Below are 24,889 nucleotides of genomic sequence, written 5' to 3' on the forward strand. Positions count from 1 at the left end.
TGGGCGAAGCGACGTTGAAGGAACAGGGGAACGGACGGGGGTAGCTCAATGACTTGGCTATGGCCGCCGATAGCGGTCGAACTGCGTGGAGTTGCCATGGGATTGTCTCCGGCGTGCAAGTTTGCGAATTGCATCGATGTCCGATGCGCGCCTCGCCTCTCTCGACGCTCATCAGTGAATATAGTATTTATATTTGAATCAATGAGCGTCAAGAAATGCGCCCTAGGGATTTGCCCTACTGAAGCCGCGTGCAGTCCTTGGCTATTTGTGCTCGGGCCAGCGTCACCTTAAGATTTGCTCCCCTATGGACAAAACCACTATCTCTCCCGTTGAGGCGGGCGCCGATCGCTATCGCGCGCCGGCGCTCGACAAAGGTCTCGATATCCTCGAGTTGCTGTCCGAGTATCCCGATGGCCTCACGCGTGCCGAAATCGTCAAGGCGCTCGGCCGCAGTGCCAACGAGATCTATCGCATGCTCGAGCGGCTCGTCGCCCGGCAGTACGTGACGCGGTCCGCCGGTGGGGACCGCCACGCGTTGAGTTTGAAGATGTTCGCGCTGGCGCATCGACATCCGCCCGTCAATCGAATGGTCACGCAAGCGCTTCCGGTGATGGACGCCTATGCCCGGCAGGCGGAACAGTCCTGCCACTTGGGCATGGTTGACCGCGGCAATGTGCTGGTGATCGCGCAGGTGCCCGGTCCGGGCACCTGGGGCTTGTCGATCCGCCTGGGTGCGCGCGTGAGCCTGCTCGACACCGCGTCCGGCCATGTGCTGCTGGCCTGCCAGAGCGACGAACGCCGTGCGCAGATGCTCGGTGAGCACATTGCCGTGGAGGGCGAAGAGCCTATTCCTGCCGGCGAGTTGGATGAAACACTGCAGGGCATTCGTGCCGTGGGCTATAAGCAATGCGAGAGCCGCCAATCCTTCGGCGTGGTCGATATTTCGTTCCCAATCCTGGGGCCGGACGGGAATGCCTTGGCGGTATTGACGTCACCGTACATTCGTCGCATCGACAAGCATGCAGGGCCATCGCTGGATGAAGCTCGCGTGCTGCTGCAGCAGGCGGCGCAAGAGCTGTCACTCAACAGGCAAGAGCGCGACGATAAAACTTAGGAGCGATCGTGCGGCTATGGGCCGGCCGTTGTTCGAATTTGCCCTGTTGCTGGTCGAAATGCTGAAGCCATATCCACGCGTCGAAATTGTGCTCACGACGTCCTGGCTCCAAACGCTGGCTGCTGATACGGTGATTTCTTACCTGCCGCCAGAGCTTGCCCGCCGGGTTGTCGATACGACCAGGCTGCTTAAGCCTCGTCTTAGCTACGAGCAGAGCGGTGCTGGCCGCACGGACGTCATCGTCTCCTATGCATACGGCAAGCGCCTGAAGAACTGGCTGGCAATCGACGATTCCACATACGGTTCTACGAAATTTGGTCGCGAGCCGGGCGCGTTGATGGAGCACTTCGTTCTTCTCGATTCTGCTCGCGGGCTCGGCGACGAGTCAGCACAACAGCGTATACGGAAGTGGCTGATTCAGGTCCACAGTGCAAAATGCGTGTGACCAATCGCTGTTTGCCGCCGCGCCGGAACTCCTCGCTGTTCGACTGTTCTGAGTCCGGCCTAGGCTTGTCCGAGAGCATTTGATCTACAGCGCCTTTACGCAGAAACCAACTCATACTCGACAACCTCAATCTCTTTCGCGGCAACTTCCAGGCAACGTCACGGTTTCGTCACATATCAAATTTAGTCTCCAGCGCCAGTATCGAGTGATGGTTCCAGGGGATTAAACATGAAACACATGTACGGCTTGGCAGCCGCCTTGGCTGGCAGCATTCTTGTCGCCGCCTGCGGTGGCGACTCTGTATTGAGCAATGGCACCTCTGCTGCGCAGAGCCAGCCAACGCGAACGATCATCATGGTCTGGGACGGGTTGCGCCCCGACTCGGTCAACGCTACGGATACACCGAATCTGTACGCATTGCGTCAGGCGGGTGTCAACTTCAGCGACAACCATTCAACCTACCCGACCTTCACGATGATGAACGGCTCGTCCTTCGCGACGGGCGCGTTCCCGAAGACCAGCGGGTTCTATGGCAACACCTTCTGGACGTCGCCGCAGGGAGCGTCCAACACGATCCCGTCGGGCACGCTCGGGACGCCGAACAGCACCAAGACTGCAGCTGCATCGGCTGATTATGTCGACCCGATCTTTACCGAGGACTACCAGGTCCTGACCACCCTCAATACGTACTACGGGGGGCAACTTCTTCTGGTGAAGAGCCTCTTTGCCACAGCGCAGGCTGCAGGCTTGACGACCGCGACGGTCGGGAAGTCCGGCGCCGCCTTCATCCAGGATCTGGGGCAGGGCGGGTATTTCCTTGATGAGAACACCGTACAGCCTCGTAGTCTGGTCACCGAACTGCAGAGCGCGGGATACGCATTGCCGTTCAATACACAGTTCGGATACTCGGGGACCAATGCCGTCACGCTGGCCGCGACGAATGGAGATCCGACCGCGCGCGCCGGCTACATCACCTTCAACACAACGGCCTATGACAGTGCCAGCGGCGTGACCGCCATCGCGGCTCGCGACAGCAGCGATGCGACCCAGGGAGCCCCCGAGGACGCGGCCAACAAGTACATGCTGTCGGTGTTCACCAACTACATCCTGCCGAAGAAGCAGCCGATGCTCTCGCTGATCTGGTTCCGCACGCCCGATAACGTGGAGCACGGCTACGGCCCGGGGGCGGCCAATGCGATCGCTGGTCTGCACTCGCAGGATCAGCGCCTCGGCGAGCTGATCAGCGCGCTCAAGGCGAACAACCTGTACGCGAGCACGAACCTGATCGTCGTGTCTGACCATGGCCATTCCAGCGTCTCGGGCCCGCTTTCGCTGTACCCGCTGCGTGCCATCACGCCGTCTGGCACGGCCCCTGCGGGCACGCCAGTCAATGGCGCAACCAGCGGGACGGATGCCGCTGCCATCGGTGCGGTCTCGACCACGGGCTACTCCTTCTCCGGCGATGTTCGTTCGGCCGACTTGCTGACCTATCGCGGCTTCAAGGCGTACGACGGCTCGGGTTGCACAACCTCTGCCATGTACGGTCTGCAGGCAAACGGTACGCCGACCGTGCCGGTCAAGGTCGACACGACCGGCTCGCTGTGTGGCGCAGCCAATTCGAAGTACCAGGCGATCAGCGCGGGCCTCGCGACACCTGTTGCCAGCTTCAAGGTGCCGGCCCCGGGCAACCTCCCGGCCAATGGCATCGTGGTGGCCGCGAACGGCGGGTCGGATTACTTCTACGTGCCAGGCCATGACGCGACCACGGTACAGAACCTCGTGAAGGTCCTGCAGCAGCGCGAGGAGTATGGTGCGATCTTCGTGGATAGCCGCTACGGCGCGCTGCCCGGCACACTGCCGATGTCCATGGTCAATCTGGAAAATGCGCAGCGGCAGAACAATGGTCAACCTGATGTGGTGGTGAGCTTTAACTGGGATGATCAGGCCGCGATCCAGGGCATGCCCGGCATCGAGTTCGAGAGCGCGGGCGGCCAGCGTGGCATGCATGGCAGCTTCGGTACGACCGACGTGCATAACACCCTGATTGCCAGCGGCCCGTCCTTCCGCCCCAGCACTGTCGTGAGCAATCCGACGGGCAACGTTGACCTTGCGCCGACGGTTGCTTACTTGTTGGGCTTGTCGATGCCACAGGCCGATGGCCGCATCATCAACGAGGCGCTTCTCAATCCGGCCAGCCCGACTGCGCCGAGCGTCAAGGCGTCGACGATGAATCCTGTCTCGCCCGCAACCGGCCTGAGCTTCGAGGTGCCGACCGACCCGACCGGCACGACAAAGGATGCCGCGTTGACCCAGGGCAGCTACACCATCAATCTGGCCGTGAAGGATCTGAGTGTTGACGGCAAGACCTACCGGTACTTTGACTATGCCAAGGCCGTCCGTCAGTAAAGCTTGCGGCTGGGCGGCAGGCGCAGCGCTGGTGTGCGCGGTATTTGCACCGGCAGTCGCCGCTGAACGCCCGGCGGCGACGTTCGAGTCGGTCTTCCAGTCGGGGCGCGAGCCTGCAGCGCTGTTCTATCGGGTCACGTTCGCAGGCGTCGACGGCGAGCACACGCTGCAGGTCTGGCGCGATAGGCAGGTGCGCCTACGGCGCAAGACGGATGACGCGCTTGATACGTACGTCGTTCGGGATTCTGCCGACCCACTCGAATACCAGATGACGGTGGTGGACTATCGGAAGCGAATCACCACGCGAATTGATCGCAACAACTTGATCCGCCTTGGCCACTTCAGCGACTGGTTCGACCTCGCCCACGGTCTGCGACATCCAATCGGCGCGTACCGTCTTGCTCCGACCAGCGCGCCTGCCGGAGCGCCGACACCCGCGTCGACGTGCCGTTGGTATGCACTCTCGCAGGGTAAGAGCACGCATCGGATCTGCTGGAGCACCCGGGAGCACTTGCCCATGGTGATCTGGTCAGACGCCAACGCTTCAGCAATCTGGCGTGTCACGCAAGTCGAGCACCGGTCAATTGGAGACGAGGTCTTTGTACCCCACGATACCGGCTTCGTGCGCAATGACGCTAACGCTGACATTGAACGCGATTGACCACTGCTTCACAAAGCAAGTCAGCAACTAACCCGGTTGGTACCGTCGGCAAATCGAAATTGAGCAGCCGGCGGTTACCAACAGGGGCATTTCTACTCGAAGCTCTGTTCAGAGCATTGCATCAATCGAATGCGCTTCCTGTCAGGTATCGTGGGTACTTGCTTGGCGGACGCCTCCAGCGGTAAGTGTCCCGCCGGCTTTGAAGGGGTTGATACGGGACCGTTTATTAGTTGCCGTTTTTCGGTACCTATTGGTGAGATGAACATCCACTTTGGGTTGAGCCTCGGCCGTCGGACTAACGCTGCGCCAGTATGGACCCGCTAAGGTCACCGTCAAGCGCTCCCCAATTTGGCAAAGCGACCGGGGGGTACGCCCACGTACCGCGTGAATGCAACTCCGAAGGAACTGACAGAGCTATAGCCGACGCGCTCAGCAATCTCTGCGATCTGGAGTTCTCGTTGTCGCAGCAGCTGCTTTGCCATCGCCATTCGCCAAGCCTGTAGGTATTCCATTGGCGGCATTCCCACGGTGCGGCTGAACCGCTCAAAAAAGGCTGAGCGCGACATCGCTGCCTCGCGCGCCAGTTGCGCGATGCTCCATGGGAACGCCGGACGCTCGTGCATCCGGCGCAAAGCCGGTGCCAATTTGGAATCCGATAGGCCGCGTGCCAAGCCTGGAGACTCCGCAATGCGCGCCATCGACCGCAGGGCCTCGATCAGCAACACTTCGAGCAGACGAGCCGTTACGATCTCGCGCGCAGGCCGATCGGCACGCGATTCGTCTGCGATCAATTGGACCAACGTCGAAAGACGATGCTCGCCCCGTACGTGGACCCATTGTGGCAGTAGGGGCACGAGTAGCGCTGCATCCGGTGAGCCGAACTCGCAATTGCCGACGAGCATACGAACGTCCTCTGCGCCATCAGGGTCACCCACGCGAGCGCCTCCAGGCATTGGTTGGATTGGGGTAGCCACAATCTCGCTATCCAAGGGCGGCTGCCGATCAAGGCTGGAGGTTGCGAAGCCACGCGCCGCCGGAATCAATACAAAGTCGCCCGCGTGGAGCGTGATCGTGTCGCCTTTCGCGGGCCCATCGATGGTCAGATGGCAATCGCCGTCGAGAATGACGAAATAGAACGGCCTGCCCATCTCTGTGCGGCGAACTGCCCAAGGGGCGGTCGCCACAACGAGCTTCGAGAATGGAGCGCTCGGCTGCAACAAGGACACGACTTCGGCTAGGGGATCTACCATTCCGGACGAACGCTACAAAGAAACGGACGGTAAATTGTAGAAGATCCAAGTAGAGCTCTCTACCATGCGCACCGTTATCCAACGTAAGGGAGCGCTTAATGTCCAACTCACTCACAGTCCTGATCACCGGTTGCTCGTCCGGTTTTGGTCTGGAGACTGCACGCCTGTTCCTCGATAACGGGTGGCGCGTTGTCGCGACGATGCGGAATCCGCGCGAAGATTTGTTGCCGCGCTCAAGCAACTTGCGCGTACTGCCGCTCGACGTCACCGACGCTGAGAGCATCCGCAGCTGCGTCGAGCACGCCGGACCGATCGATGCACTCGTCAACAATGCCGGCGTAGGCGTCTTGGGGCCGCTGGAGGCGACCATGCTGGACAGCATGCGCGAGGTGTTTGAGACCAACACGTTCGGCACCATCGCGATGACTCAAGCCGTGTTGCCACAGTTGCGTCAGCGGCGAGCCGGTGTCGTCGTCAATGTTACGTCCAGCGTGACTCTGAAGCCCCTGCCACTTCTATCGGTCTACACCGGCAGCAAGGCTGCGGTAAACGCATTCACAGAGTCACTCGCCTTGGAACTTGCTGAATTCAATATCCGCGTTAGGCTCGTGTTGCCTGGGCGGGCACCCAGCACGAATTTTGGCAGCAACGCGCGACGGCTAATGAGCGAGATGGTGCCAGAGCCCTATGCCGGATATATGGAGAGCGTGTTCGACGAAATGCGCGACGCCAACGCCCCGGTCACAAATGCGGAAGATGTCGCAGAAGCGGTTTGGCTGGCGGTCACCGATCCGGCGGCACCGTTCCGAATTCCGACGGGGGCGGATGCTATTGCATTGGCCGACGCTTGAAGGTATCCCCAAATTCGGTTTCATAGTTATAAGCGAACCACGAGCTTGCGCGCAGACACCCCTTTGCGGTGCAATTCCACGGCAACAGGAAGCTGCTCCAAGCCATTGCCGACCACCTGGGGAGCGGGGGCAGCTTTGTAGCGTTGCTCGGCGAGTGCAGTCGGCAGGAAGTCCTGGTAGATCATCGGCCCCACTTCGTTTGCCCAGAGGGAGCCGCCCCAAATCATTCGCATGGAGATACCTAGCTGGCGAGCCTTTAGCATGAGACCTACATTGCCGAGTAGCACGCGCGTCATGATCGGCAGCAGTTTGCGCATACGGCCTTTGCCTCGAGGGACCTCATCAAAAGATACGGGCGGGGTAGTCGTGGCTATGAACCGCCGGCCAGTACAGGCTGTTGCAACCTTCAAGCAAGCGGCCGCGGACCCTGCTCCGATTGCCATCATTCCTGCGACACGCCGCCCCTGCAAAAGGGCGGTGAGCTTGCTGATCGCATCGGAACTCCGGTAGTCAATAACAGCGTGCGCGCCCAGGCGCGTGACGTACTCGAAGTTATGGCTGGACGCTGTTGCGACCACGTCATAGCCAGCCGCACGTGCGAGTTGAATCGCGTTGCTGCCAACGCTCGTCGAGCCACCCCAAACCAGAATCGTCTCGTTTATCGGCTCAGGGTGCATCACGGGCGGGCGCAGCCCGATGAAATCGCGCTGAAACAGTCCACACGCCGCGGTTGACAGTCCAAGTGGCAACACGGCCGCTTCCTCGAAGGAGAGAGCAGCCGGCAGTGGTGACGCCATATGCTCCAACACGATGGTGAAACTTTGAAACGCCCCCTCGGCAGAGGCACTTCGCCCCTTTTCGATGCCCAATGCGTGTCCCAGCACGCGGTCACCCACACGAAAGCGGGTTACGTTCGAACCCACTTCCACAACCTCCCCCGCCAAGTCGGAGCCGGGCACCACGGGATACTGAAGCCAGGGAAAAACGAAATCACCAATCGTCGGCAATAGGCGATCGACGGGATTCACGGCCACTGCGCGATTGCGCACCACAATCTCGTCTGGCTGCGGCCGAGCGTAGGTGTTGCTTCCCACTGCGAAGCTGGATCGCTTCGCGGGGAGCCAAAGGGCTGAATGATCGGGCATGCAAGGTTCTCCTGTGCGGGAATATTCGGTCTCGACGCAATGGAGCGACTCTAAGACGTTGCACCTGGATGAACAATGCTCTATCGTGCTGAAAATCGTCGCAAACGTCCAAATTGAATGGATGCTTTATCTGATGTTCTGACACTGTTGAAGCCGGTGAGCTATGCGTTCCGCGGGCTGGATGCAGGCGAGCGATGGGCTCTTAGCTACCCAGCGGGCACCGGCATAAAGTGCTACGCCGTCTATTCAGGGGCCTGCTGGTTGCGAGTACAGGGTATCGACACGGCAATGTATCTCCGCGCGGGTGATTTCGTGCTGCTAGCCCAGGGGCGGGCATTCCGGTTCGATTCCCAGGCTGACGTTCCCGCGATTGATGCCGAAGATTTTTTTTCCAAAGTGCCGGTTGGCGAGTTCGGGATCATTGACGGAGGGGGGCATTGCTCCGGTGTCGGAGGCTACTTTGACTTCGTTGGAAGGCATGCAGAGCGCCTTCTCGGAGAACTGCCGGCTGTACTCCACTTCACCAGCGAGACTGATAAAGCGACATTGCGAACGTCTATCGAGCGGCTCATGCGCGAATTGCGGGAACCTGCCCCAGGGAGTGTATTGATCGCCGAGCATGTTGCGCAGACATTGCTTGTCGAAGCCCTCCGGTTGCATCTCGTACAGGGCACAACAGCAGGTCCGGGTTGGCTGCTTGCGCTGGCTGATAACCGAATGAATGCCGTCTTAAGTGCGATGCATTCTGAGCCGGGAAAACGTTGGACGCTGGAGAGCCTAGCGCAGGAAGCAGGCATGTCGCGGTCCAGCTTTGCCGCTCACTTCAAAGCAAGGGTAGGGATGCCAGCACTCGAGTACCTCACCCTTTGGCGCATGCTGACAGCGGCCGACCGCTTGGCCAAGGGCCGTGAAAAAATATCTGCCCTTGCGCCTGCTCTTGGTTACGAATCGGAGAGCGCTTTCGGTGCCGCCTTCAAGAGGGTAATGGGTTGCGCGCCGCGTCAATACATCCACGACCTTCGTAACGGGGACGACGAGCGTGAACTTTGGTTTTCAGAGTTACCACGCAACTCCTGAGTGGAATAGCTTTCGGTTCCCACGCCTAAGGTCTATGCCGCACGTCTCACTGCAGGTGTCTGATTGAATCGCGACGCTTATCGTTCTTTGAACACTTGCAATGCAAAATCTAAAAAACTCCGCAGCTTCGGTGTCATTTGACCGTCCCGTCCGTGGAGCAAATGAAAGCTCCGGGCGGGGGGATGGTAGTGCTCCAATAAACGGATGAGTCGCCCCTGCTCAATTGCGGTTGCAACCAGCTCACTGGGTTGCAGTAGGATCCCCGCGCCAGCAAGTCCAGCCTGGAGGAGTGATTCACCATTGTCCGCGGACAAATGGCCGGACACTGGCACGACCTCGCGTCCGTTTGGTCCGTCAAACGTCCATGTGTCCCGATACGCCCCCCGCAGGAATAGCAGGCATTGATGTTGGGCGAGGTCGGATGGTGAACGAAGCGGGGCAGACGCCTCTAGGTACGATGGCGCGGCACAAAGTACAAGCCGATAGGGTGCAAGGGCGCGCCCTATGAGTCCACTATCGCGGAGCTCGCCAACACGAAAAACAATGTCATACCCCTCTTCGATCAAGTCGACCTCACGATTCGACATTGTCAACTCTACCGATACATCCGGATAGCGCGCGAGGTATTCCGGCAATCGGGGCGCAAGCGCGTGAGTCCCGAAACTAACCGGTGCATTGATGCGCAACAGTCCACTGGGGACGATGCGCATTTCAGCAGCCATGCTCTCGGCGATTTCCACTTCCGCCAAGATAATTTTGGCGCGCTCGTAGAATCGCTGCCCGAAGTCCGTAAGACTCTGTCGGCGTGTCGTCCGGTTTAGCAGGCGCACCCCCAGGTGCTGCTCCAGCAATCTGACTTGCTTCCCTACCAGCTGTGGAGACATGTCAAGTGCCAGACCTGCCGAGCTGAAAGACCCGGCGTCGACCGCCCGGACAAAGACAGCCATGCTGCTTAAACGATCCATTTGAAAATTTCCGTTTCTAATGTTGGCGCTTGCGAGGCATTTCTCTCATCTTTGTCGTAAGCCTAGGATTTAGCCTCACTTCACTATGAGGCTCGAATCATGAAAATTGCAGTAATCGGAACCGGAAACATGGGTGCCGCTCTGGCTAGGGCAATCGCTCAAGTTCATGGCAACCTTGCCATTGGGGCTCGGGACGTTACAAAAGCTGAAGCACTTGCGCGGAGTATCGGTCCGCAGGTCGAGTTCGACCACACTTGTGCAGTGGTAAAGGAAGCGGAAATGGTCGTCCTTGCACTTCCCTACGAGGCGGGCCTCGAGGTGATTCAATCTCTAGACCTCGCAGGCAAGATAGTGATTGATGTCAGCAATCCGATCACTGCCGACTTCGCAGGCCTTGTGGTCGGCCACACGACTTCCGCCGCGGAGGAACTGCAGGCTCGCGCACCGCAGGCAAAGGTGGTTAAGGCATTCAACACTATCTTTTCTGCGCTACTGCCCGATGAGGCGCGCAAAGACTCAAAGCTCCAAGTGTTTCTGGCGGGTACCGAAACCGAGGCAAAGAAGGCAGTTGGGCACATCGTCGAGGCAATGGGATTTGAACCGATCGACGCTGGTCCGTTAAGCAACAGCCGGTTTCTTGAGCCCATGGGAGAGATGAACATCCACTTTGGATTCTTCCTCGGCTGGGGCACGGTAGCGGCGCCACTCTGGCAGCGGGTCTAGTCGCTACAACTCAATGCGGTGACGAGAATCTCCATTCACCGCTAAGCCCTGCGCCCCGTGCCCACTGCACGGGGCGCGCCTAAGCTGGATCTCTGCGAGTAGCGTGCCACCGTCAGACGCGGTGAATAGCGTAATCAGGAGAGCGACCCATAGCGCCCAGCCTTACACCGAGCGGTGTTTCTGCGCCTCCTCAAAAATTGGACGGGCGCAAAACGGTATGCCGGGCAACTTACACGCGCGAAGCACGAAAAGCTGTGTGCTCAAGCCACGCCGTGGCGGGCAAACCAAGCCAGACATTTCGACCAGCCATCAAGGGCATCTGCTTCGCGGTAGCTCTCTCGATAGTCGGCGAAAAATGCGTGCCCCGCGTCTGGGTAGATGTCGATCCGCGAGCTGCGAGCATTGGCATTGCCCTGCTCCAGCGCGGACCGCATCAATGCTACGTGCTCCATCGGAGCAACGGGATCATGTCCTGCATACAAGCCGAGAACGGGGGCCTGCAACTGGCGGGTGAGCGCTACGGGATGCACTGGCGAATCTGAAGAAACCGGGCCGTCGAGCCGCCCATACCAGGCAACGGCAGCCTTTACGTTCGCCGAATGTGCCACGTACAACCAGGTGATTCGGCCACCCCAGCAGAATCCAGTCACGGCGACCCTCTCGCTGTCTCCTCCCAATCTGCCCGCTATCGCGGTAACGGCATCAAGGTCTGCAATGACTTGCGCGTCCGGTGTCTTGGAGACGACCTCCCTCATAAGGTCAGCCAGGGAGGCGAAAGCGGACGCATCACCCAGACGCGCGAAGAGGTCAGGCGCCATGGCAAGGTAGCCGCGCTTCGCAAAGCGCCTGCAGACGTCTGCAATGTGTGCATGCACGCCGAAGACTTCCGACACGACAAGCACCACGGGAAACGTTTTGCCGGCGGCTGCAGGCTTGGCGTAGTAGACCGGCACATCGAAATCCGACGACGTTACTGTGAATTCGCCCTCGAGGAGGCCATCCCCATCGGTGCGGATGACAGTCCCCTCTACAGGAGCAGCCGCTGCGGATAGGCGAGTCGCCAGTACACCATGCGATAGCTTTGGCAATGCCTTGACGTGATCAGTCATGCGTGTTCTCCGGGGACTAGCGCGGGCCAAAGCCACGGTAGGGTTGGAGCGGTACAAGATGCTCCAGTTCCAGCATTCCCGCTTTGACCAGCGGCAGCGACTCGATCACGGCGCGTGCTGCTTCAAGGGATTCCGCTTCGAGAATCGAACATGCGCCGCGCTTATCCCCGCGATACCAGATCTGCCGGACAGCCCCTTCCATGTACAACGTGCGGGCGCGCTGGGCTTCGTCTTCAAGGAGCGGAGCAAAGTCTGCGTCCGAGTACAAGTCGGTACGCATGCGTGATAGTGCAAGGAACTGCAAGGTGTATCTCCAGTTTGTGAGAGGACATCAAAGAACCGCGCTGCCTGCGGATCCTCACCGCAGAGCCGGTGCGGGTTGCTGCCTAAGGAAGATCACGAAGGGCGATTGAGAAAGCGCTCCGCGAGCCGCGTCCAGAATGCGGCGCCGACTGTGAGGTTCGCATCGTTGAAGTCGTAACGGGGGTTATGCACCATGCATCCCCCGTCTCCAACACCGTCGCCCACGCCGTTTCCAAGGCGGATAAAGGACCCTGGTCGGCGCTCAAGCATGAATGCGAAATCCTCGCTGGCCATCACGGGCTCTGCCGGCGCGATGACGCGATCACTGCCGACGAGCTCACGTGCCACCTCGGCTGCGAATTCAGTCTCTTTCTCATGGTTGAACACAACCGGATAGCCCATCACATAATCGACCTCTGCGGTCGCCCCGTAGCTCTGGGCCTGCGCGTGCACCAGGTCGGCGATCCTTTTCCTAAGCAGGTAGCGAATATCGGGGTTGAAAGAACGCACACTCAACTGGAGCGTTGCCGAGTCAGCGATGACATTGTTTGCGAATCCACATTGGATGGAGCCGACCGTTACGACGGCCACTTCGGCAGGATCCACATTACGCGACACCAGTGTCTGTATTGCCATCACAATGCTCGACGCTACCACCGCAGGGTCAACCGTGAGGTGTGGACGCGCAGCATGCCCCCCAATGCCCTTGACGGTAACGGTTACCCGGTCGCCCGCCGACATGAACGCACCCGGCCGCAGCAGGAAGGTTCCCTGCGCAACTCCCGGGTGGTTGTGCATGCCAAACACCGCATCGCACGGGAAACGATCGAACAGGCCGTCGTCGATCATCGCACGCGCACCGCTGTCGTAACCCTTCTCTTCCGCTGGCTGAAAGTACAGATGAACGGTACCGGAGAAGTTTCGCGTTTTTGAGAGTTGGCGAGCAGCGCCCAGCAGCATCGCGGTGTGGCCGTCATGTCCACAGGCATGCATCCTGCCACGATGCAAGCTCGCGTAAGGCAGCCCAGTGTCTTCCATGATGGGCAGAGCATCCATGTCTGCGCGAATGCCGATGCTGCGCGCCCCATTGCCCACGCGTAGTGTCCCGACCACGCCGGTTCTGCCCACTCCAGTCGTCACCAAATAACCCCATGTGCTGAGTCTTTCCGCAACGACCTGCGCTGTCTGCTTTTCTTCAAAGGCGAGTTCGGGATGTTGATGCAAGAGATGACGCAACGCACACATCTCCTCAAAAGACGGCCGCAGGTCATCGACTTTGCAATACGGATCGATCTGGTTCATACAGTGCCTTCAGATATGCGGAGTTCGTCTTTCGCGCGTGTTCCTGCCGCGGGAATCCGGTTGAGGAGAATCGATGCGCCGCCCGCGCAAAGAATCAGCGCCATCGCCATCAGTCCGCTTTGCAGCGTCCCCGTTTCCGCTTTAAGCCAACCGATCAATGACGGACTGACGAAGCCGCCAAGCAACCCAATGCTGTTGATGAACGCGATACCGCCTGCCGCAGCCGGTCCCCGAAGGTACGCCGTCGGGATAGACCAGAAAACGACGTAGGCTGCGTAGATGCAGATCGTGACAAGTGCCATGCAGAGCAACAGGCCGCCGAGGCGAGGGGAGAGCGTCGAGGCGAGCAGCAGCCCAAGGGCCCCTGCGAGAGCTGGGATGGCACTGTGCAGCCGCCGCTCGCGCAGGCGGTCCGAATGACCGGCAAGGAGCGGCACTGCAATCAAGGTTGCAAGATAAGGCAGCGCGGCGTACCAGCCAAGTTCGGAGGTGCTCGCCACCCCCGCTGCCCTCAACAGCGTCGGTAGCCAGAAACTCACGGTGTAAAGACCACAAACGAGGCAGAAGTAGCTGAACGCCATGGCATAAACGCGCGGATCCTTGAGCGCGGTGCTCAGTGCGGCGTGCCGGCTCTGTGCACTCGAAGCCTTGGTCTCTGCGAGGAGCAACGCCTTTTCGGTATCAGTCAGCCATCTGGCATTGCTCGGTGAATCATCGAGATAGCACAACGCAACAGCACCCAGCAGCACACACGGCAGTCCTTCTGCCAGGAACAGCCATTGCCATCCAGCAAGGCCATGTGTGCCTTGAAAGACGGTCATGATCCCTGCGGACAGCGGCCCTCCAAGCATCCCGGCGATCGGACCGGCCATCAGTACGATCGCCATCACACTGGCCCGGCGTGCGTCCGAAAACCAGAACGTCAGATAAAGAATCATGCCTGGTGCAAATCCGGCTTCAAACGTGCCCAACAGGAAACGCAACAGATAGAAGCTAGGGCCGTCATGCACAAACATCATTGACGCGGAGGTCATCCCCCACAGAATCATGATGCGGCTGATTGTCTTGCGTGCACCGATCTTTTCAAGCAAGAGATTGCTCGGAATCTCCAGCAGCATGTATCCGAGAAAAAAGACGCCCGCCCCCAGCCCATACGCCGCATCGCTCATGCCGAGGTCGCGTTGCATCTGTAACTTTGCAAAACTGATATTCACCCGGTCCAGGTACGCGAGCACGTAGCACAACAGCATGAACGGCAAAATCCGCCAAGCGATGCGGCCATAGAGCCGCTGCAGCGGCGCATCTCGGTGAACCGAGGCAATGTCGGGGGCTGCAACAGAGGGCTGGTTCACGCTCGGATCTTCCTCAGTTCAGGTACTGTCAAAAGCGCTTTGTCTGCGAATCGTTGCTAGCAGTGTGCAGGCCGCCACCCCTCAAAACAATGCACTTCCCCATGGAAATTCGTTGCCTTTTAGGCAACAATTTCGGACTTATATCGCTACTCAAGGAGTCGTTCATGTCGTCTGTGAACCTAGGGATCAGCGAACGCCGCCTGCGCTACTTCTACGAAACCGTCTCGCTGGGTTCCATTCGTGCAGCTGCCGACCGTTGCGAAGTCGAGCCTTCCGTCGTGAGTCGTCAGATCCAGCAACTGGAAGCGGAGCTCGGCTGCAAATTGCTCGAACGGCGTGGTCGAAATGTCGTGCCAACGGAAGCCGCTGACCTTGTGCTGGACCACTGCCGGGATCGGTGGGCTAGCGAAGAGACTCTTTTCACCCGATTGGGCGAGCTCAACGGGCTGCAGCGCGGCGAGCTGCGCGTTGTGACTGGCGAAGGCTTCGTTGAAGAGATCAGCAACGCAATTAGTTTTGAATTCTGCGGGCGCTATCCAAAAATCAACGTCACACTGGAGCAGGTCAGCGGCCATGAAGTGGTACGAATGATCGCTCAACACGAAGCGCATATCGGCATTGCCTACTGCGCTCCAAAAGACAGTAGCGTCCGCGTGCTAAAGACGCAGCGCGCGCCCGTAAGGCTAGTGGCTTGGCCGGATCATCCCCTGGTCAAACGTAAGGCGCACGTGACATTGAAAGATGTGTTGCCGTATCCAGTTGCTTTGATGCAGGAGCCATTTGGTTTACGCAAAATTCTGCGCGCAGCGGAGTTTGCCGAAAAGATCGAATTGAAACCGACGCTCACTACCAATTCGTTAGCAAGTTTGAAGAATCACGTCAGGGCTCGACGTGCCCTGACATTCATGTCCGAGCGCGCCGTAGCCAAGGAGGTCGGTGCACATGAGCTGGTCACCGTCCGGATCGCCAATCCTGTGCTCGAGGCGGCCCAAATCCAGTTGGTTGTTCGTGCCGAGGGCGTTGCGTCCTCGGCGTTGATACAACTGCAGAAGACGTTGAGTGATATGCCGCTCTTTGGGTAGCTGCCGACATCTTGCCGGTGGTCCATGTCAGCGAGATCGTCGTCGGGCGGTTGGATCGTTGAATGCGCCGGATCGCTGCGTCTGTTGAGACTTATTTCCCAGCCGAGTAGTTGATGGGAATCCAACGGAAGCCATGCTTCTCCGCCTCCAAGTGCCCCAGCCCCGGAAAAGGAACATGGGCGGCGGCGAAGAGAGTCTTGTCTTTGGCGATGCGGGTGAACTCTTTGATGCGTTCCTGCTCCGCCAAGTGGCGGTCGCTATCGAACGCAACGGTGACGGTCGGATCCTCAAACTGAATGGCTGCGACATGCACGATGTCGCCAACGACCATCAAGCGATTTCCCTCACTCTCGATCATGTAACCCACGTGCCCGGGTGTATGTCCGGCGCTCAGGTATGCGTGGATGCCAGGGCTCAGCTCTTGCTCGCCGTCAAACGGCTGCACGCGGCCAGCCCTGATATAAGGTTCCACGATGATCTTGGCGCGGCGATAGCTGCCTTTCTGGTCACCACGATTGCCTTCAGGCGCCTTGGCCATGTTTGTCTCGCTCAGCCAGTAATCCAGCTCTCGACGATTGATGCGGACGATTGCATTGGGAAAGCGCATCTCTCCATTCGTTGTCAGCCCGCCAATATGTGGTCTGCGTGCATGTGCGTGATGTAGATTTCATCGACTTGGGATGGCGCGTAACCCGAGGCCTGCATATTGGCGGCGAGCTTCCCCAGGCGCGGGCCGAAGATGTTGCCTGCGCCGGTATCGATCAGAATCAGTTTGGCCCCGGTATTGACCAGGAAAGCGTTATAGGACGTTTCGAGCGGACTATGCAGGTCATCCTCGGTCAGCACTTCGTTGACTTTTCGGGGTGTGGTGTTCGTTAGAAACTGGTCAACCGGTAATTCCAGTGTGCCGTCATTGAGCGCGGTGATCTCATAACTGCCCAACATGAAACGGTAGAAGCCTGGAGCTGATGTCCGTGCAAAGGGAGCGGCCGCATGGGCTGCACCCTGCAGCAGCAGGGACGTTGCCAGAAGGCTGAGCAGGGCAAACAGCTTAGTCATCGGATGGCGATATTTCATGATTGTCTTTTCTGTATCGGTGTTCGCATCGGCGTCAACACGGCGCAGCGGGCGTGCAATTTGGGTTGACAGCAATATGGCCACAGACTTTATTTCTCACCTAGAGTGGCTTTGACCATCGCCGACCAGTCCTGGTCACCGTACCCAGCGTCCACGGCGTCCCGCATGCGTGCATAAACGATGTCGAGCATGGGTAGCTCGCGGTCGGCATCTCGTGCGGCTTCCTTTGCCAGCCGCAGGTCCTTCAGGCCCAGTGTGGCCTTGAAGCCTGGCGGGTATTCATTCCGGATGAAGTTGCCGGAGTAGGTCTGGTAGGGACGGGTGCCAAACAGGGTGCCGAGGATCAGTTCCAGAAAGCGTTCCCGTGGCACACCATGCGCTTCAGTCAGCACCACCGCTTCGGCCATCGCTTCGATCGCGAAACTGATCATCATGTTGCACGCCAATTTGGCGGCAAAGGCCATGCGAGGATCGTCGCCCATGCGCCAGATGCGCTGACCGATCGCCTCCAGCGCTGCCTTGACCTTATCGATCGCGGCTGGGTCGCCGGCGGCAAGAATGTTGAGCTCGGCTCGCGCAGCCACGTCAGGCCGTCCCAGTACCGGCGCTGCGACAAGGGCGATGCCGCGGGCGCGATGATGCTCCGCCAGCTCCCGGGAAAACGCGACCGAGACTGTGGACGCCACTACATGCACGAGGCCCGGCCTTGCCTGCGCCAGCAGATCGCCCTCCATCAGCACACTGCGAATTGCAGCGTCGTCGGACAACATGGTCAATGCCATGTCGGCCTGCAAGACCTGCGTTGGCGCATCCACCATTTGAACGCCTGCGACGCTCCCACCCGAGCGGTTCCATGCGACAACCTTGTGGCCGGCCGCGGCCAGGTTGCGTGCGATTTCCCGGCCCATCGCACCAAGCCCGATGATTCCGATTTCCATTTGCGTTGCTCCTCCAGAGAGTCAGGCCGCCACTTGGACGCAGCCGACGGGGCCGTTGACCGCAGCCGATCGTGCGGCATGCGTTGGAGCGTAGTCTCGGACGTTCGATACTGTTCATCAACTGAATATAATGAACGCCGTCCGTTCATTTCTGTAAGGAGTGGCATGGAGTGGAGTGATGTGAGGATCTTTCTTGCTGTCGCTCGCACGGGCACACTCGGCGCCGCTGCACGTGCTCTGCGCCTGAGCCACCCGACCGTGGGCAGGCGGTTGCGCGCCTTGGAAGAGGCCACGGGGCAGGTGCTGTTTCAGCGGACGGCCGACGGTTTCGTTCTGACCGAAGAAGGGATGGGGGTACTTCCGCTTGCCGAGCAGATCGAAGAGGGTGCGCTGGCGATGGAGCGGAGACTGGCCGGGAAACAACAAGCGCTCGACGGCACGCTGCGCGTGACCTCTGCCGACTGGTTCGGCGCCTACGTGTTGCCTCCGGTGCTGGCGGCGTATGCGGCCCAATATCCCCAAGTCGAGATCGAGGTGCTCACCGGAACGCGGTTATTTAATCTGGCGCAACGGGAGGCTGATGTGGCGTTTCGCATTGTCCCGTTCGAGGAGCAGGACATCGTCCAACGGCGGTTGCTCCAGATGCGCTATGGCGTCTACGTATCTGCCAACGGGCCCGCCCCGGTCGCAGGCGACGGCAGCGGATATCGGCTGATCACGCCGGATGCGTTCAGTGGGTCGTTTCCAGATACGGCTTGGCTGAGGGAGATGTTCCCGAACGCAGGCGTCGCGCTGCATTCTAACAACCGGAACGTCAAGGCGCAGATGTGCGCAATGGGAATGGGCATAGCCGTGTTGCCGCGTCCGCTGGGTGACCAGACCCACGGTATCCGTCGGCTGGAGCTAAACGTGGAGCCGCCGCATCGCGAGATATGGATGGGCTACCATCGCGATTTGAAGCGGCTTAACCGCCTGCGTGCATTCGTTGATTTGACGGTCACATACCTCGCCAACTCTGCATTTGATGCGTCTGCCGGATCGCCGTAAATGCCTTACTTCGTGCGCAATGCGCATCCAGGGGGCGGGTGAATTTTTTCGCGCGACACCGCAAGCCCGATTAGGCGACACTTCTGCAGCCCACCCGGCAAGCGATCGCTCCGTGCTCTCCAGCTTAGGGAGGCTGCGGGGTTCTCAATCGCTCTATCAAACGCTCCCTAGCGCCTCGATGGTCGCATCCAGAAGAGCGCGCAGTCGCGCGACGCGGCGCAGATCACGGTGGTAGCCAAGCCAGACATCGCGCCCCGGCGGCGCTTCGCCCAGATCGATCCTACCGAGTCCCGGCGTCGCATCGCCAAGCGGGCAAGGCAGCACGGCGAAGCCACCTCCTTCAGCACACATGCGCGCCTGGACGCCGCGATTGTTGCTGCCGAACACGATCTTCGCTTTGGGCAGCATGCGCTTAACCCACTCGACGTCCGGCAGTGAGCCGAACGCGCTGTCCATGCTGATCAGCCGCATGCCATCCCCCCGCCCGCGCACCGGCGGGACCAGATCGACATGTCCATACAACGCGTAGTCAAGATGCATTAATTTGCGCTGGATGACGTCCGGTTCGTCAAAGGGCGTGATGCGGAACGCCAGATCCGCTTCGCGCCGCGCAAGGTTGTAGAGGCGCGAATCCGTGACAAGCTCCAGCGAGATACCCGGGTGATTCGCCAGAAAGCGCGCGAACACCGGCGTGAGTATGTGGATACCGAACCAGTCCGATGACGAGACGCGCAGCAGACCGGTCAACTGCGTCTCTTTGCCCGTCAGGGCGCGCGTGAAGCCAAGTGCTTCCTCCTCCATTCTTTCGGCATGGGCCAACACGGCTGCGCCGTCATCCGTCAGAACGAAACCATCGCTGGTGCGCTGAAACAGCGTGTGTCCAAGTGCTTCCTCGAGCGCGCGCAACCTACGGCCCATGGTTGGCTGGGTCTGCCCAACGCGCTTCGCAGCCGCCCCCAGCGTGCCGCTGCGGGCAATCGCCAGAAAGATCCGGACATCGCTCCATTCCAACCCTGAGTCATTCATTTTTGTTTGATTACCGTGAAAAAACGTTCATTTACATGCCTTATGGCATGGCACATTATGAACCCGTCAACGTGTTGGTTCCACCGAAAAGGAAATGATCATGAACATGCAAGCGCTCGTACTCAATCGCTACAACGGCCCGCTCGAATTGACGGAAATCTCGATCCCTCAGCCTGCGCATGGCCAGGTACGGGTGCGTATTGCGGCAAGCGGCCTCAATCCGCTCGACACCAAGATACGCGCCGGCAGCGCGGCGCACGCAAAGCATCCGCTGCCGCTGGTGTTGGGCATCGATATGGCTGGCGTAGTCGATGCCGTTGGCCCCGGCGTCACCGCGTTCAAAGTCGGCGACGAGGTGTACGGGATGACGGGCGGCGTTGGCGGCCTTCAGGGCTCGCTGGCCCAGTACGCGGCAGTCGACGCCGACTTGCTCGCGATCAAGCCGGCCAATCTCTCGATGCGAGAAGCCGCGGCACTGCCCCTCGCATTTATCACGTCGTATTCCGGCATCGTCGACCGGGCGCATTTGCAGCCCGAGCAAACCGTGCTGGTTCAGGGAGGCGCAGGCGGCGTCGGACATGTCTCGGTACAGTTGGCGCGCGCGCTCGGTGCCCAGGTCTTCGCGACCGCGAGCTCGCTCGACCACGATCTCGTCGCGCGCCTGGGCGCTACGCCAATCGACTATCAGGCGCAGTCCGTCGACCAATACGTCGAATCATTGACGCATGGCGCAGGCTTTGACCTAGTTGTAGACACCGTTGGCGGCCCAACGCTCGATGCTTCGTTTGCTGCCGTCAAGCATTTTGGTCATGTGGTCAGCGCGTTGGGTTGGGGGACGCATGCGCTCGCTCCGCTTTCGTTTCGCGAAGCAACATACTCAGGCGTGTTCACCCTTTATCCGCTTCTGACGGGCAAACATCGCGCACACCACGGAGAGATGCTGCGCGAAGCCACACGGCTGACGGAAGCCGGCAAGCTGTCGCCGAATCTGGATCCTCGCCGGTTCGATCTAGGGTCGGCTGAACTCGCCTATGACGCGATAACAAACGCCACCGCACGCGGAAAAATCGTGGTGGACATCGCGTGAGAAGCACGTTGGCGAAGGACACTTGCTCTCGGCCGATGCCCGATTGCATGAAATTTCCGACGAATAGAGGCGGCCTTCGGTCTTTGCAGCACAAACGGCCGCTATCCGATTGAACTCGACGTTCGAGTGTCCATGTCAGCGCTCGCGCGAATGGCTATAACTCGCCGGGAGCGGCCACCTAGTCCGACTCATCCCAGGTCATCGAGCTCGCAAGCGGATACTCCCTTCGCGGCATCGATCTCACTCGTTGCGGTGACATCCGGTTTGTGGAAACGGACCTTCCTGGCGTGATCCAGACCAAGCTCGGTCTGCTCGAGGAGATTCGCAGTCATCACGCCATTCCACCCAACGCGCAGCACGTTGGCCGGTCTTGCAGATGGCGGGCAGGACGATGGACGTGAGCTACTTGCGGAAGCGGTGCGGCACGGTTCCAGGTTTCATGGCGTCAAGGCAGCGAAGGACTAGGGTGTACATGCCGGACTCAGAATGTTCATGGGCCGCCAGGGCAGCGGCCAGGCTGTCGACTTCATCGTTACCGACTCCTGCGGGTGCGTGACGGCAGGATCACCGACAACTGGCACCTTGAGGACAACCTGAGCTTCCTGCAACAAATCGGCGTCGCGCCGAAGGCGTGAACATCATGACTACCACCATCCTCCAACCTTGCATCGAAGCGGTTACTCGCATCGCCGACGACATCGCCGCGAACGGTCCCGCCTGCGGTAGCACGCGGTCGCTCGAACAGCAGATTGCGCATGTCCGCCAAGTGAGCATCGCGTCGCAGCGCGAGCTTAGCGACGTATTGGCGCCGGCCTATCCCGAGGTCGGCTGGACCGACGAGGAGGACCGTCCCACGTCCGCGGCCTACTGGCTTTACGACGCCATCGACGGCGCCTACCACTACCTGCAAGGGTTGCCGCTGTGGGCGAGCTCGCTCGTGCTGGTGCGCGACGGCGAGCCGGTGCTGGCGATCGTCTACGACCCGACGCGGCGCGAAATCTTCATCGCCGAGGCTGGAGCGGGTGCGTGGTGCAACGGATCGCCCATTCGCGTGTCCGGAAAGGCCACACTGTCGCATGCGGTCGTAGCTACCGCGAATCCGCCGCTGATTCAGGTCGGCGCCGAGGAGCAGGCCCAGGCGATGCGCCTTACGAGCCGAGTCGCCAAGTCGGTGTTCGTGGTGCGGTCGATGGCCGCCGTCTCGCTGCAGCTCGCCTACACGGCCGCGGGGCGTCTCGATGCCTACTGGGAGAATGGCCGCGACACCGCAGACTGGCTGGCCGGGGCCCTCGTCGTGCGCGAGGCCGGAGGCCTCGTCACGGACCTGCGCGGGGATGCGCTCGGATGGAATGGCGAGGGAATCCTCGCAGGCAATCGCGAGATACACGGCGGCTTGCTCGCGCAGACCCGGGAGGAGCTCAACGGCATGCCAGGCCGATGATTCGCGTCGAGGACCGGCTGCTTTGCAGCGACAGCGACCGGTCGCACGACGCTTCTGCGAACGTCCGCTCTCAGGCGGGCAATTAGAGGTGCGGACAGCGCCTTTGAGTCGTGAGCAGCCGTTTGTCGATAGAGTGGGGCAGGCCGCTTCCGTCCAAAACTGGTCGTTCGGCCACCGACCCTTTCGGACATTCGAATGTCCGCTAGCGGCCGCTTGTCCGATGATGGTGTTCGTTGCGTGCGCTGACAAAGCAGAGCAACTATCCACGTCCTCTCGCTGGGCGTTTCTGCTGCGGTTGCCGCCCTGCGCGAAGCTCGGATGGTTCGAGGAAAAAGTTTCGGTTGCTGGCCATGCGCTCAACCATGAAGTCGATGAACGTCTTCACGCGCAGCGACTGTTCGGTTCGATGCTTGTAGTAGATGTAGATCATGCCGTATTCGGTGACGTGCCGCTTCAGCAGCGGGACAAGTCGGCCGCTTCTGATATGAGTCGTGGCGTTGAAGCTGCCCAACTGCCCGATGCCGAGACCCGACAGGACCGCCTGCGATTCCATTTCCGTGTCGTTCACGCAGATCGCAGCAGGCACGTCGCGATAGACGATCTCGTCGCCAATACGGAACTGCCATTGCGCGAGCTTTCCCGTGTTAGCGCGCCGGTATCCGGTACAGCGATGTTGAGCCAGTTCTTCGATGGTCCGCGGCGCGCCGTTGCGCTCGATATACTCGGGCGACGCACACACGATCAGCTGAATCGGCACCAGCGGGCGTGCGATCGAGCCACCCGATGGTGGCGGTCCACCGCGAAATCCCACATCAGAGCGGTCGGCCACAAGATCCGTGAACTGATCGTCGAATTGCACTTCGAGTTGTACATTCTGATAGCGCTTCTGGAATTCCTCGAAGTATGGCCATAGGACCGGGAGCCCGAGTGCGCGCGGCGCGCTCACGCGCAACATGCCGCCTACTTCTTCCGTCGAGCGGCGGGCCTCGTCGAGCGCGGACGACAGAATAGCTAGCGCCGGCTCCACGCTGTCGCGAAGCCGTTGGCCTTCCTCTGTCAGGCTCAGCTTGCGGGTTGTCCGATGAAAGAGCCGCACGCCCAGTTCCTTCTCCAATTGCATCACTGCATGGCTTGCTGCCTGCGGCGAGATGCCTTGATCGACCGCGGCGCTCCGCAGGCTGCCGAGCGTTGCGGCGCGTACGAAAGTGGTGATCGCGCGAATTTCGTTCATTTCTGGGGCCCCATATTCGCAAATATAAGTTGATTATGACTCCAGAATAGGGCGGCTAGTTTGTGTCAATCGTTGGATCTACGATGGCATCACCTCATCACACACGTAGGAGAGTCATCATGGCAGGCGTTCAAAACGGCGGTTTCAAGCGCGTATGGTTCATCACCGGCGCGTCGCGAGGTATCGGCGCATTGATTGCCGAAGCGGCGCTCGCGGACGGTAACGCGGTCGTGGCTGCCGGACGTAACGTCTCTGCCATCGTCGAGCGTCTTGGTAACTCGGTTGCGTTGCTGCCGGTTGTGCTGGACGTGACCAACGAGGCCCAGGCAAGGGCCGCAGCGCAGGCGGCGGTTGAAAAATTCGGCCGCGTCGACGTGCTGGTCAACAACGCCGGCTTCGGTCTGCTGGGTGCGGTGGAAGAATCCGCCGACAAGGACGTCCGTCGCATGTACGACACGAACGTATTCGGCTTGCTTAACGTCACGCGTGCTGTGTTGCCGACGATGCGCGCGAACCGCTCGGGCCACGTGATCAATATTTCATCGATTGGCGGCTATCGAGCCGCGGCGGGATTTGGCGTGTACTCGTCGACGAAATTCGCCGTCGAAGGCATTACAGAAGCGCTGCGTGCCGAGTTGATTCCGCTTGGCGTTCACGCGACAGTTGTCGAGCCGGGGTATTTTCGTACGGACTTCCTGGATCCGTCGTCGCTGATCGTGGCGCCGGACGTCATCGACGACTATGACGAAACCTCAGGTGCGGTTCGCCGCAAGGCCGTAGAAATGAATCACAACCAGCCTGGCGATCCGACGAAGCTTGCAGCCGCGATGATCACGCTGGTCGACGCGTCGAATCCACCGCTGCGCCTTCCGCTTGGCACGGACACACTGGCTGCCATCGCCGCGAAAAACACTTACGTGACGCAGGAAACGGAAGCGTGGAAGGATCTGTCGGCATCGACCGACTTTGCTAGCTGAGTGACGAAAGCGACGGCTCTACATCGGGTGAGCCGCTGTTAGCGCAAATGGCCGCAGTGGTGTGGGAAGCCGTCGGTTGGTATTCGGCGACGTAAAGGCCGCTGCGGGTCGGGTTATGCCTTTTGCATAAAGCACGCACCCGTTGCGATCGTCGGACTCTGGCCGGCCAAGAAGCGTCGTTGGTCTGCGCGATCATTCGGTCGTCCGGACGTCAGCGCCGCGCTGACAACGGAACTTCGCGCTCCGATTACGGCTGTTGCATCGCAAGCCATAGAACTGC

General features: G+C 60.0%; 24 protein-coding genes. 12 read left to right on the forward strand and 12 right to left on the reverse strand.

What is annotated here, in order from left to right; genetic code table 11:
• Positions 1-304: 304 nt before the first annotated feature.
• From ACTJK6_RS10205 to ACTJK6_RS10220, 4 genes are all read left to right on the forward strand, one after another.
• A complete protein-coding gene (locus ACTJK6_RS10205; protein ID WP_440817896.1) occupies positions 305-1,114 on the forward strand; it encodes an IclR family transcriptional regulator in 810 nt (269 codons plus the stop codon).
• A gap of 16 nt (positions 1,115-1,130) precedes the next feature.
• Positions 1,131-1,559 carry an HAD domain-containing protein gene (locus tag ACTJK6_RS10210; protein WP_440838938.1) on the forward strand — a complete coding sequence of 143 codons (429 nt, stop codon included), beginning with the start codon at positions 1,131-1,133 and terminating at the stop codon, positions 1,557-1,559.
• A gap of 228 nt (positions 1,560-1,787) precedes the next feature.
• Entirely contained in the window at positions 1,788-3,965 is a 2,178-nt protein-coding gene (locus ACTJK6_RS10215) for an alkaline phosphatase family protein (protein ID WP_440838940.1), read from the forward strand.
• Positions 3,943-4,626, forward strand: coding sequence for a hypothetical protein (locus ACTJK6_RS10220; RefSeq protein ID WP_440838942.1), 684 nt, complete (start codon positions 3,943-3,945; stop codon positions 4,624-4,626). The genes ACTJK6_RS10215 and ACTJK6_RS10220 overlap by 23 nt, the downstream gene beginning before the upstream one ends.
• A gap of 332 nt (positions 4,627-4,958) precedes the next feature.
• Here ACTJK6_RS10220 and ACTJK6_RS10225 read toward each other — a convergent pair whose 3' ends face one another.
• Positions 4,959-5,876, reverse strand: coding sequence for an AraC family transcriptional regulator (locus ACTJK6_RS10225; RefSeq protein ID WP_440838944.1), 918 nt, complete (start codon positions 5,874-5,876; stop codon positions 4,959-4,961).
• Between the two features lie 98 nt (positions 5,877-5,974).
• On the opposite strand from ACTJK6_RS10225, the gene ACTJK6_RS10230 reads away from it, so the two are divergent.
• Positions 5,975-6,727, forward strand: a complete 753-nt coding sequence (locus tag ACTJK6_RS10230; RefSeq protein WP_316880298.1) for an SDR family oxidoreductase — start codon at positions 5,975-5,977, stop codon at positions 6,725-6,727.
• Between the two features lie 26 nt (positions 6,728-6,753).
• Here the strand turns inward: ACTJK6_RS10230 and ACTJK6_RS10235 are convergent, their stop codons facing one another.
• On the reverse strand, positions 6,754-7,872 hold the full coding sequence (locus ACTJK6_RS10235; protein ID WP_440838946.1) for a zinc-binding alcohol dehydrogenase family protein: 1,119 nt from the start codon (positions 7,870-7,872) through the stop codon (positions 6,754-6,756).
• A 117-nt stretch (positions 7,873-7,989) separates the two neighbouring features.
• On the opposite strand from ACTJK6_RS10235, the gene ACTJK6_RS10240 reads away from it, so the two are divergent.
• Positions 7,990-8,949, forward strand: a complete 960-nt coding sequence (locus ACTJK6_RS10240; protein ID WP_440838948.1) for an AraC family transcriptional regulator — start codon at positions 7,990-7,992, stop codon at positions 8,947-8,949.
• A gap of 77 nt (positions 8,950-9,026) precedes the next feature.
• On the opposite strand, the gene ACTJK6_RS10245 is transcribed toward ACTJK6_RS10240, so the two are convergent.
• Positions 9,027-9,914, reverse strand: coding sequence for a LysR family transcriptional regulator (locus ACTJK6_RS10245; protein WP_260801683.1), 888 nt, complete (start codon positions 9,912-9,914; stop codon positions 9,027-9,029).
• 99 nt (positions 9,915-10,013) lie between these two features.
• Between ACTJK6_RS10245 and ACTJK6_RS10250 the strand changes: the two genes are divergently transcribed.
• Positions 10,014-10,637, forward strand: coding sequence for an NADPH-dependent F420 reductase (locus ACTJK6_RS10250; RefSeq protein ID WP_440838949.1), 624 nt, complete (start codon positions 10,014-10,016; stop codon positions 10,635-10,637).
• Between the two features lie 260 nt (positions 10,638-10,897).
• Here ACTJK6_RS10250 and ACTJK6_RS10255 read toward each other — a convergent pair whose 3' ends face one another.
• The 4 genes from ACTJK6_RS10255 to ACTJK6_RS10270 all read right to left on the reverse strand — a co-directional run bounded on the left by ACTJK6_RS10255 (position 10,898) and on the right by ACTJK6_RS10270 (position 14,703).
• Positions 10,898-11,746 carry a dienelactone hydrolase family protein gene (locus ACTJK6_RS10255; RefSeq protein WP_322018387.1) on the reverse strand — a complete coding sequence of 283 codons (849 nt, stop codon included), beginning with the start codon at positions 11,744-11,746 and terminating at the stop codon, positions 10,898-10,900.
• A gap of 16 nt (positions 11,747-11,762) precedes the next feature.
• On the reverse strand, positions 11,763-12,026 hold the full coding sequence (locus tag ACTJK6_RS10260) for a muconolactone Delta-isomerase family protein (protein ID WP_260801680.1): 264 nt from the start codon (positions 12,024-12,026) through the stop codon (positions 11,763-11,765).
• A gap of 116 nt (positions 12,027-12,142) precedes the next feature.
• Complete coding sequence (locus ACTJK6_RS10265; RefSeq protein WP_440838952.1) at positions 12,143-13,351, reverse strand: M20 aminoacylase family protein; 1,209 nt, start codon at positions 13,349-13,351, stop codon at positions 12,143-12,145.
• Complete coding sequence (locus ACTJK6_RS10270) at positions 13,348-14,703, reverse strand: MFS transporter (protein ID WP_440838953.1); 1,356 nt, start codon at positions 14,701-14,703, stop codon at positions 13,348-13,350. Before ACTJK6_RS10270 ends, ACTJK6_RS10265 begins: the two co-directional genes overlap by 4 nt.
• Positions 14,704-14,867: 164 nt before the next feature.
• On the opposite strand from ACTJK6_RS10270, the gene ACTJK6_RS10275 reads away from it, so the two are divergent.
• Positions 14,868-15,785 carry a LysR family transcriptional regulator gene (locus tag ACTJK6_RS10275; RefSeq protein ID WP_440838955.1) on the forward strand — a complete coding sequence of 306 codons (918 nt, stop codon included), beginning with the start codon at positions 14,868-14,870 and terminating at the stop codon, positions 15,783-15,785.
• A gap of 91 nt (positions 15,786-15,876) precedes the next feature.
• Here the strand turns inward: ACTJK6_RS10275 and ACTJK6_RS10280 are convergent, their stop codons facing one another.
• From ACTJK6_RS10280 to ACTJK6_RS10290, 3 genes are read right to left on the reverse strand one after another with little or no spacing between them, the layout of a single operon-like run.
• Positions 15,877-16,392 (reverse strand): MBL fold metallo-hydrolase, encoded by a 516-nt coding sequence (locus ACTJK6_RS10280; protein WP_440838956.1) that lies wholly within the window; start codon positions 16,390-16,392, stop codon positions 15,877-15,879.
• A 14-nt stretch (positions 16,393-16,406) separates the two neighbouring features.
• A complete protein-coding gene (locus tag ACTJK6_RS10285; RefSeq protein WP_440838958.1) occupies positions 16,407-16,946 on the reverse strand; it encodes an MBL fold metallo-hydrolase in 540 nt (179 codons plus the stop codon).
• A 5-nt stretch (positions 16,947-16,951) separates the two neighbouring features.
• On the reverse strand, positions 16,952-17,800 hold the full coding sequence (locus ACTJK6_RS10290) for an NAD(P)-dependent oxidoreductase (protein ID WP_440838959.1): 849 nt from the start codon (positions 17,798-17,800) through the stop codon (positions 16,952-16,954).
• 165 nt (positions 17,801-17,965) lie between these two features.
• Here ACTJK6_RS10290 and ACTJK6_RS10295 point away from each other — a divergent pair, with 165 nt between their 5' ends.
• A complete protein-coding gene (locus ACTJK6_RS10295; RefSeq protein WP_260801675.1) occupies positions 17,966-18,847 on the forward strand; it encodes a LysR family transcriptional regulator in 882 nt (293 codons plus the stop codon).
• A gap of 156 nt (positions 18,848-19,003) precedes the next feature.
• Here the strand turns inward: ACTJK6_RS10295 and ACTJK6_RS10300 are convergent, their stop codons facing one another.
• Positions 19,004-19,873 carry a LysR family transcriptional regulator gene (locus tag ACTJK6_RS10300; protein WP_316880322.1) on the reverse strand — a complete coding sequence of 290 codons (870 nt, stop codon included), beginning with the start codon at positions 19,871-19,873 and terminating at the stop codon, positions 19,004-19,006.
• A 100-nt stretch (positions 19,874-19,973) separates the two neighbouring features.
• Between ACTJK6_RS10300 and ACTJK6_RS10305 the strand changes: the two genes are divergently transcribed.
• Together ACTJK6_RS10305 and ACTJK6_RS10310 are read left to right on the forward strand one after the other, a co-directional pair.
• Positions 19,974-20,960 carry a zinc-dependent alcohol dehydrogenase family protein gene (locus tag ACTJK6_RS10305; protein WP_316871157.1) on the forward strand — a complete coding sequence of 329 codons (987 nt, stop codon included), beginning with the start codon at positions 19,974-19,976 and terminating at the stop codon, positions 20,958-20,960.
• Between the two features lie 640 nt (positions 20,961-21,600).
• Positions 21,601-22,401 (forward strand): inositol monophosphatase family protein, encoded by an 801-nt coding sequence (locus ACTJK6_RS10310; RefSeq protein WP_440838961.1) that lies wholly within the window; start codon positions 21,601-21,603, stop codon positions 22,399-22,401.
• A gap of 259 nt (positions 22,402-22,660) precedes the next feature.
• On the opposite strand, the gene ACTJK6_RS10315 is transcribed toward ACTJK6_RS10310, so the two are convergent.
• Entirely contained in the window at positions 22,661-23,632 is a 972-nt protein-coding gene (locus ACTJK6_RS10315; RefSeq protein ID WP_440838962.1) for a LysR family transcriptional regulator, read from the reverse strand.
• Between the two features lie 119 nt (positions 23,633-23,751).
• Here ACTJK6_RS10315 and ACTJK6_RS10320 point away from each other — a divergent pair, with 119 nt between their 5' ends.
• Complete coding sequence (locus ACTJK6_RS10320) at positions 23,752-24,609, forward strand: oxidoreductase (RefSeq protein WP_440839307.1); 858 nt, start codon at positions 23,752-23,754, stop codon at positions 24,607-24,609.
• Positions 24,610-24,889 lie beyond the last annotated feature (280 nt).

The sequence above is a fragment of the Ralstonia sp. 22086 genome (assembly GCF_052045975.1).
Classification (GTDB): Bacteria; Pseudomonadota; Gammaproteobacteria; order Burkholderiales; family Burkholderiaceae; genus Ralstonia; species Ralstonia wenshanensis.

Excerpts from the sequence above, each read along its gene's own strand:
- ACTJK6_RS10205 (WP_440817896.1), top strand. The coding sequence starts at position 305 with ATGGACAAAACCACTATCTCTCCCGTTGAGGCGGGCGCCGATCGCTAT.
- ACTJK6_RS10210 (WP_440838938.1), top strand. The coding sequence starts at position 1,131 with ATGGGCCGGCCGTTGTTCGAATTTGCCCTGTTGCTGGTCGAAATGCTG.
- ACTJK6_RS10215 (WP_440838940.1), top strand. The coding sequence starts at position 1,788 with ATGAAACACATGTACGGCTTGGCAGCCGCCTTGGCTGGCAGCATTCTT.
- ACTJK6_RS10220 (WP_440838942.1), top strand. The coding sequence starts at position 3,943 with ATGCCAAGGCCGTCCGTCAGTAAAGCTTGCGGCTGGGCGGCAGGCGCA.
- ACTJK6_RS10225 (WP_440838944.1), bottom strand. The coding sequence starts at position 5,876 with ATGGTAGATCCCCTAGCCGAAGTCGTGTCCTTGTTGCAGCCGAGCGCT.
- ACTJK6_RS10230 (WP_316880298.1), top strand. The coding sequence starts at position 5,975 with ATGTCCAACTCACTCACAGTCCTGATCACCGGTTGCTCGTCCGGTTTT.
- ACTJK6_RS10235 (WP_440838946.1), bottom strand. The coding sequence starts at position 7,872 with ATGCCCGATCATTCAGCCCTTTGGCTCCCCGCGAAGCGATCCAGCTTC.
- ACTJK6_RS10240 (WP_440838948.1), top strand. The coding sequence starts at position 7,990 with ATGGATGCTTTATCTGATGTTCTGACACTGTTGAAGCCGGTGAGCTAT.
- ACTJK6_RS10245 (WP_260801683.1), bottom strand. The coding sequence starts at position 9,914 with ATGGATCGTTTAAGCAGCATGGCTGTCTTTGTCCGGGCGGTCGACGCC.
- ACTJK6_RS10250 (WP_440838949.1), top strand. The coding sequence starts at position 10,014 with ATGAAAATTGCAGTAATCGGAACCGGAAACATGGGTGCCGCTCTGGCT.
- ACTJK6_RS10255 (WP_322018387.1), bottom strand. The coding sequence starts at position 11,746 with ATGACTGATCACGTCAAGGCATTGCCAAAGCTATCGCATGGTGTACTG.
- ACTJK6_RS10260 (WP_260801680.1), bottom strand. The coding sequence starts at position 12,026 with ATGCGTACCGACTTGTACTCGGACGCAGACTTTGCTCCGCTCCTTGAA.
- ACTJK6_RS10265 (WP_440838952.1), bottom strand. The coding sequence starts at position 13,351 with ATGAACCAGATCGATCCGTATTGCAAAGTCGATGACCTGCGGCCGTCT.
- ACTJK6_RS10275 (WP_440838955.1), top strand. The coding sequence starts at position 14,868 with ATGTCGTCTGTGAACCTAGGGATCAGCGAACGCCGCCTGCGCTACTTC.
- ACTJK6_RS10280 (WP_440838956.1), bottom strand. The coding sequence starts at position 16,392 with ATGCGCTTTCCCAATGCAATCGTCCGCATCAATCGTCGAGAGCTGGAT.
- ACTJK6_RS10290 (WP_440838959.1), bottom strand. The coding sequence starts at position 17,800 with ATGGAAATCGGAATCATCGGGCTTGGTGCGATGGGCCGGGAAATCGCA.
- ACTJK6_RS10295 (WP_260801675.1), top strand. The coding sequence starts at position 17,966 with ATGGAGTGGAGTGATGTGAGGATCTTTCTTGCTGTCGCTCGCACGGGC.
- ACTJK6_RS10300 (WP_316880322.1), bottom strand. The coding sequence starts at position 19,873 with ATGAATGACTCAGGGTTGGAATGGAGCGATGTCCGGATCTTTCTGGCG.
- ACTJK6_RS10305 (WP_316871157.1), top strand. The coding sequence starts at position 19,974 with ATGAACATGCAAGCGCTCGTACTCAATCGCTACAACGGCCCGCTCGAA.
- ACTJK6_RS10310 (WP_440838961.1), top strand. The coding sequence starts at position 21,601 with ATGACTACCACCATCCTCCAACCTTGCATCGAAGCGGTTACTCGCATC.
- ACTJK6_RS10315 (WP_440838962.1), bottom strand. The coding sequence starts at position 23,632 with ATGAACGAAATTCGCGCGATCACCACTTTCGTACGCGCCGCAACGCTC.
- ACTJK6_RS10320 (WP_440839307.1), top strand. The coding sequence starts at position 23,752 with ATGGCAGGCGTTCAAAACGGCGGTTTCAAGCGCGTATGGTTCATCACC.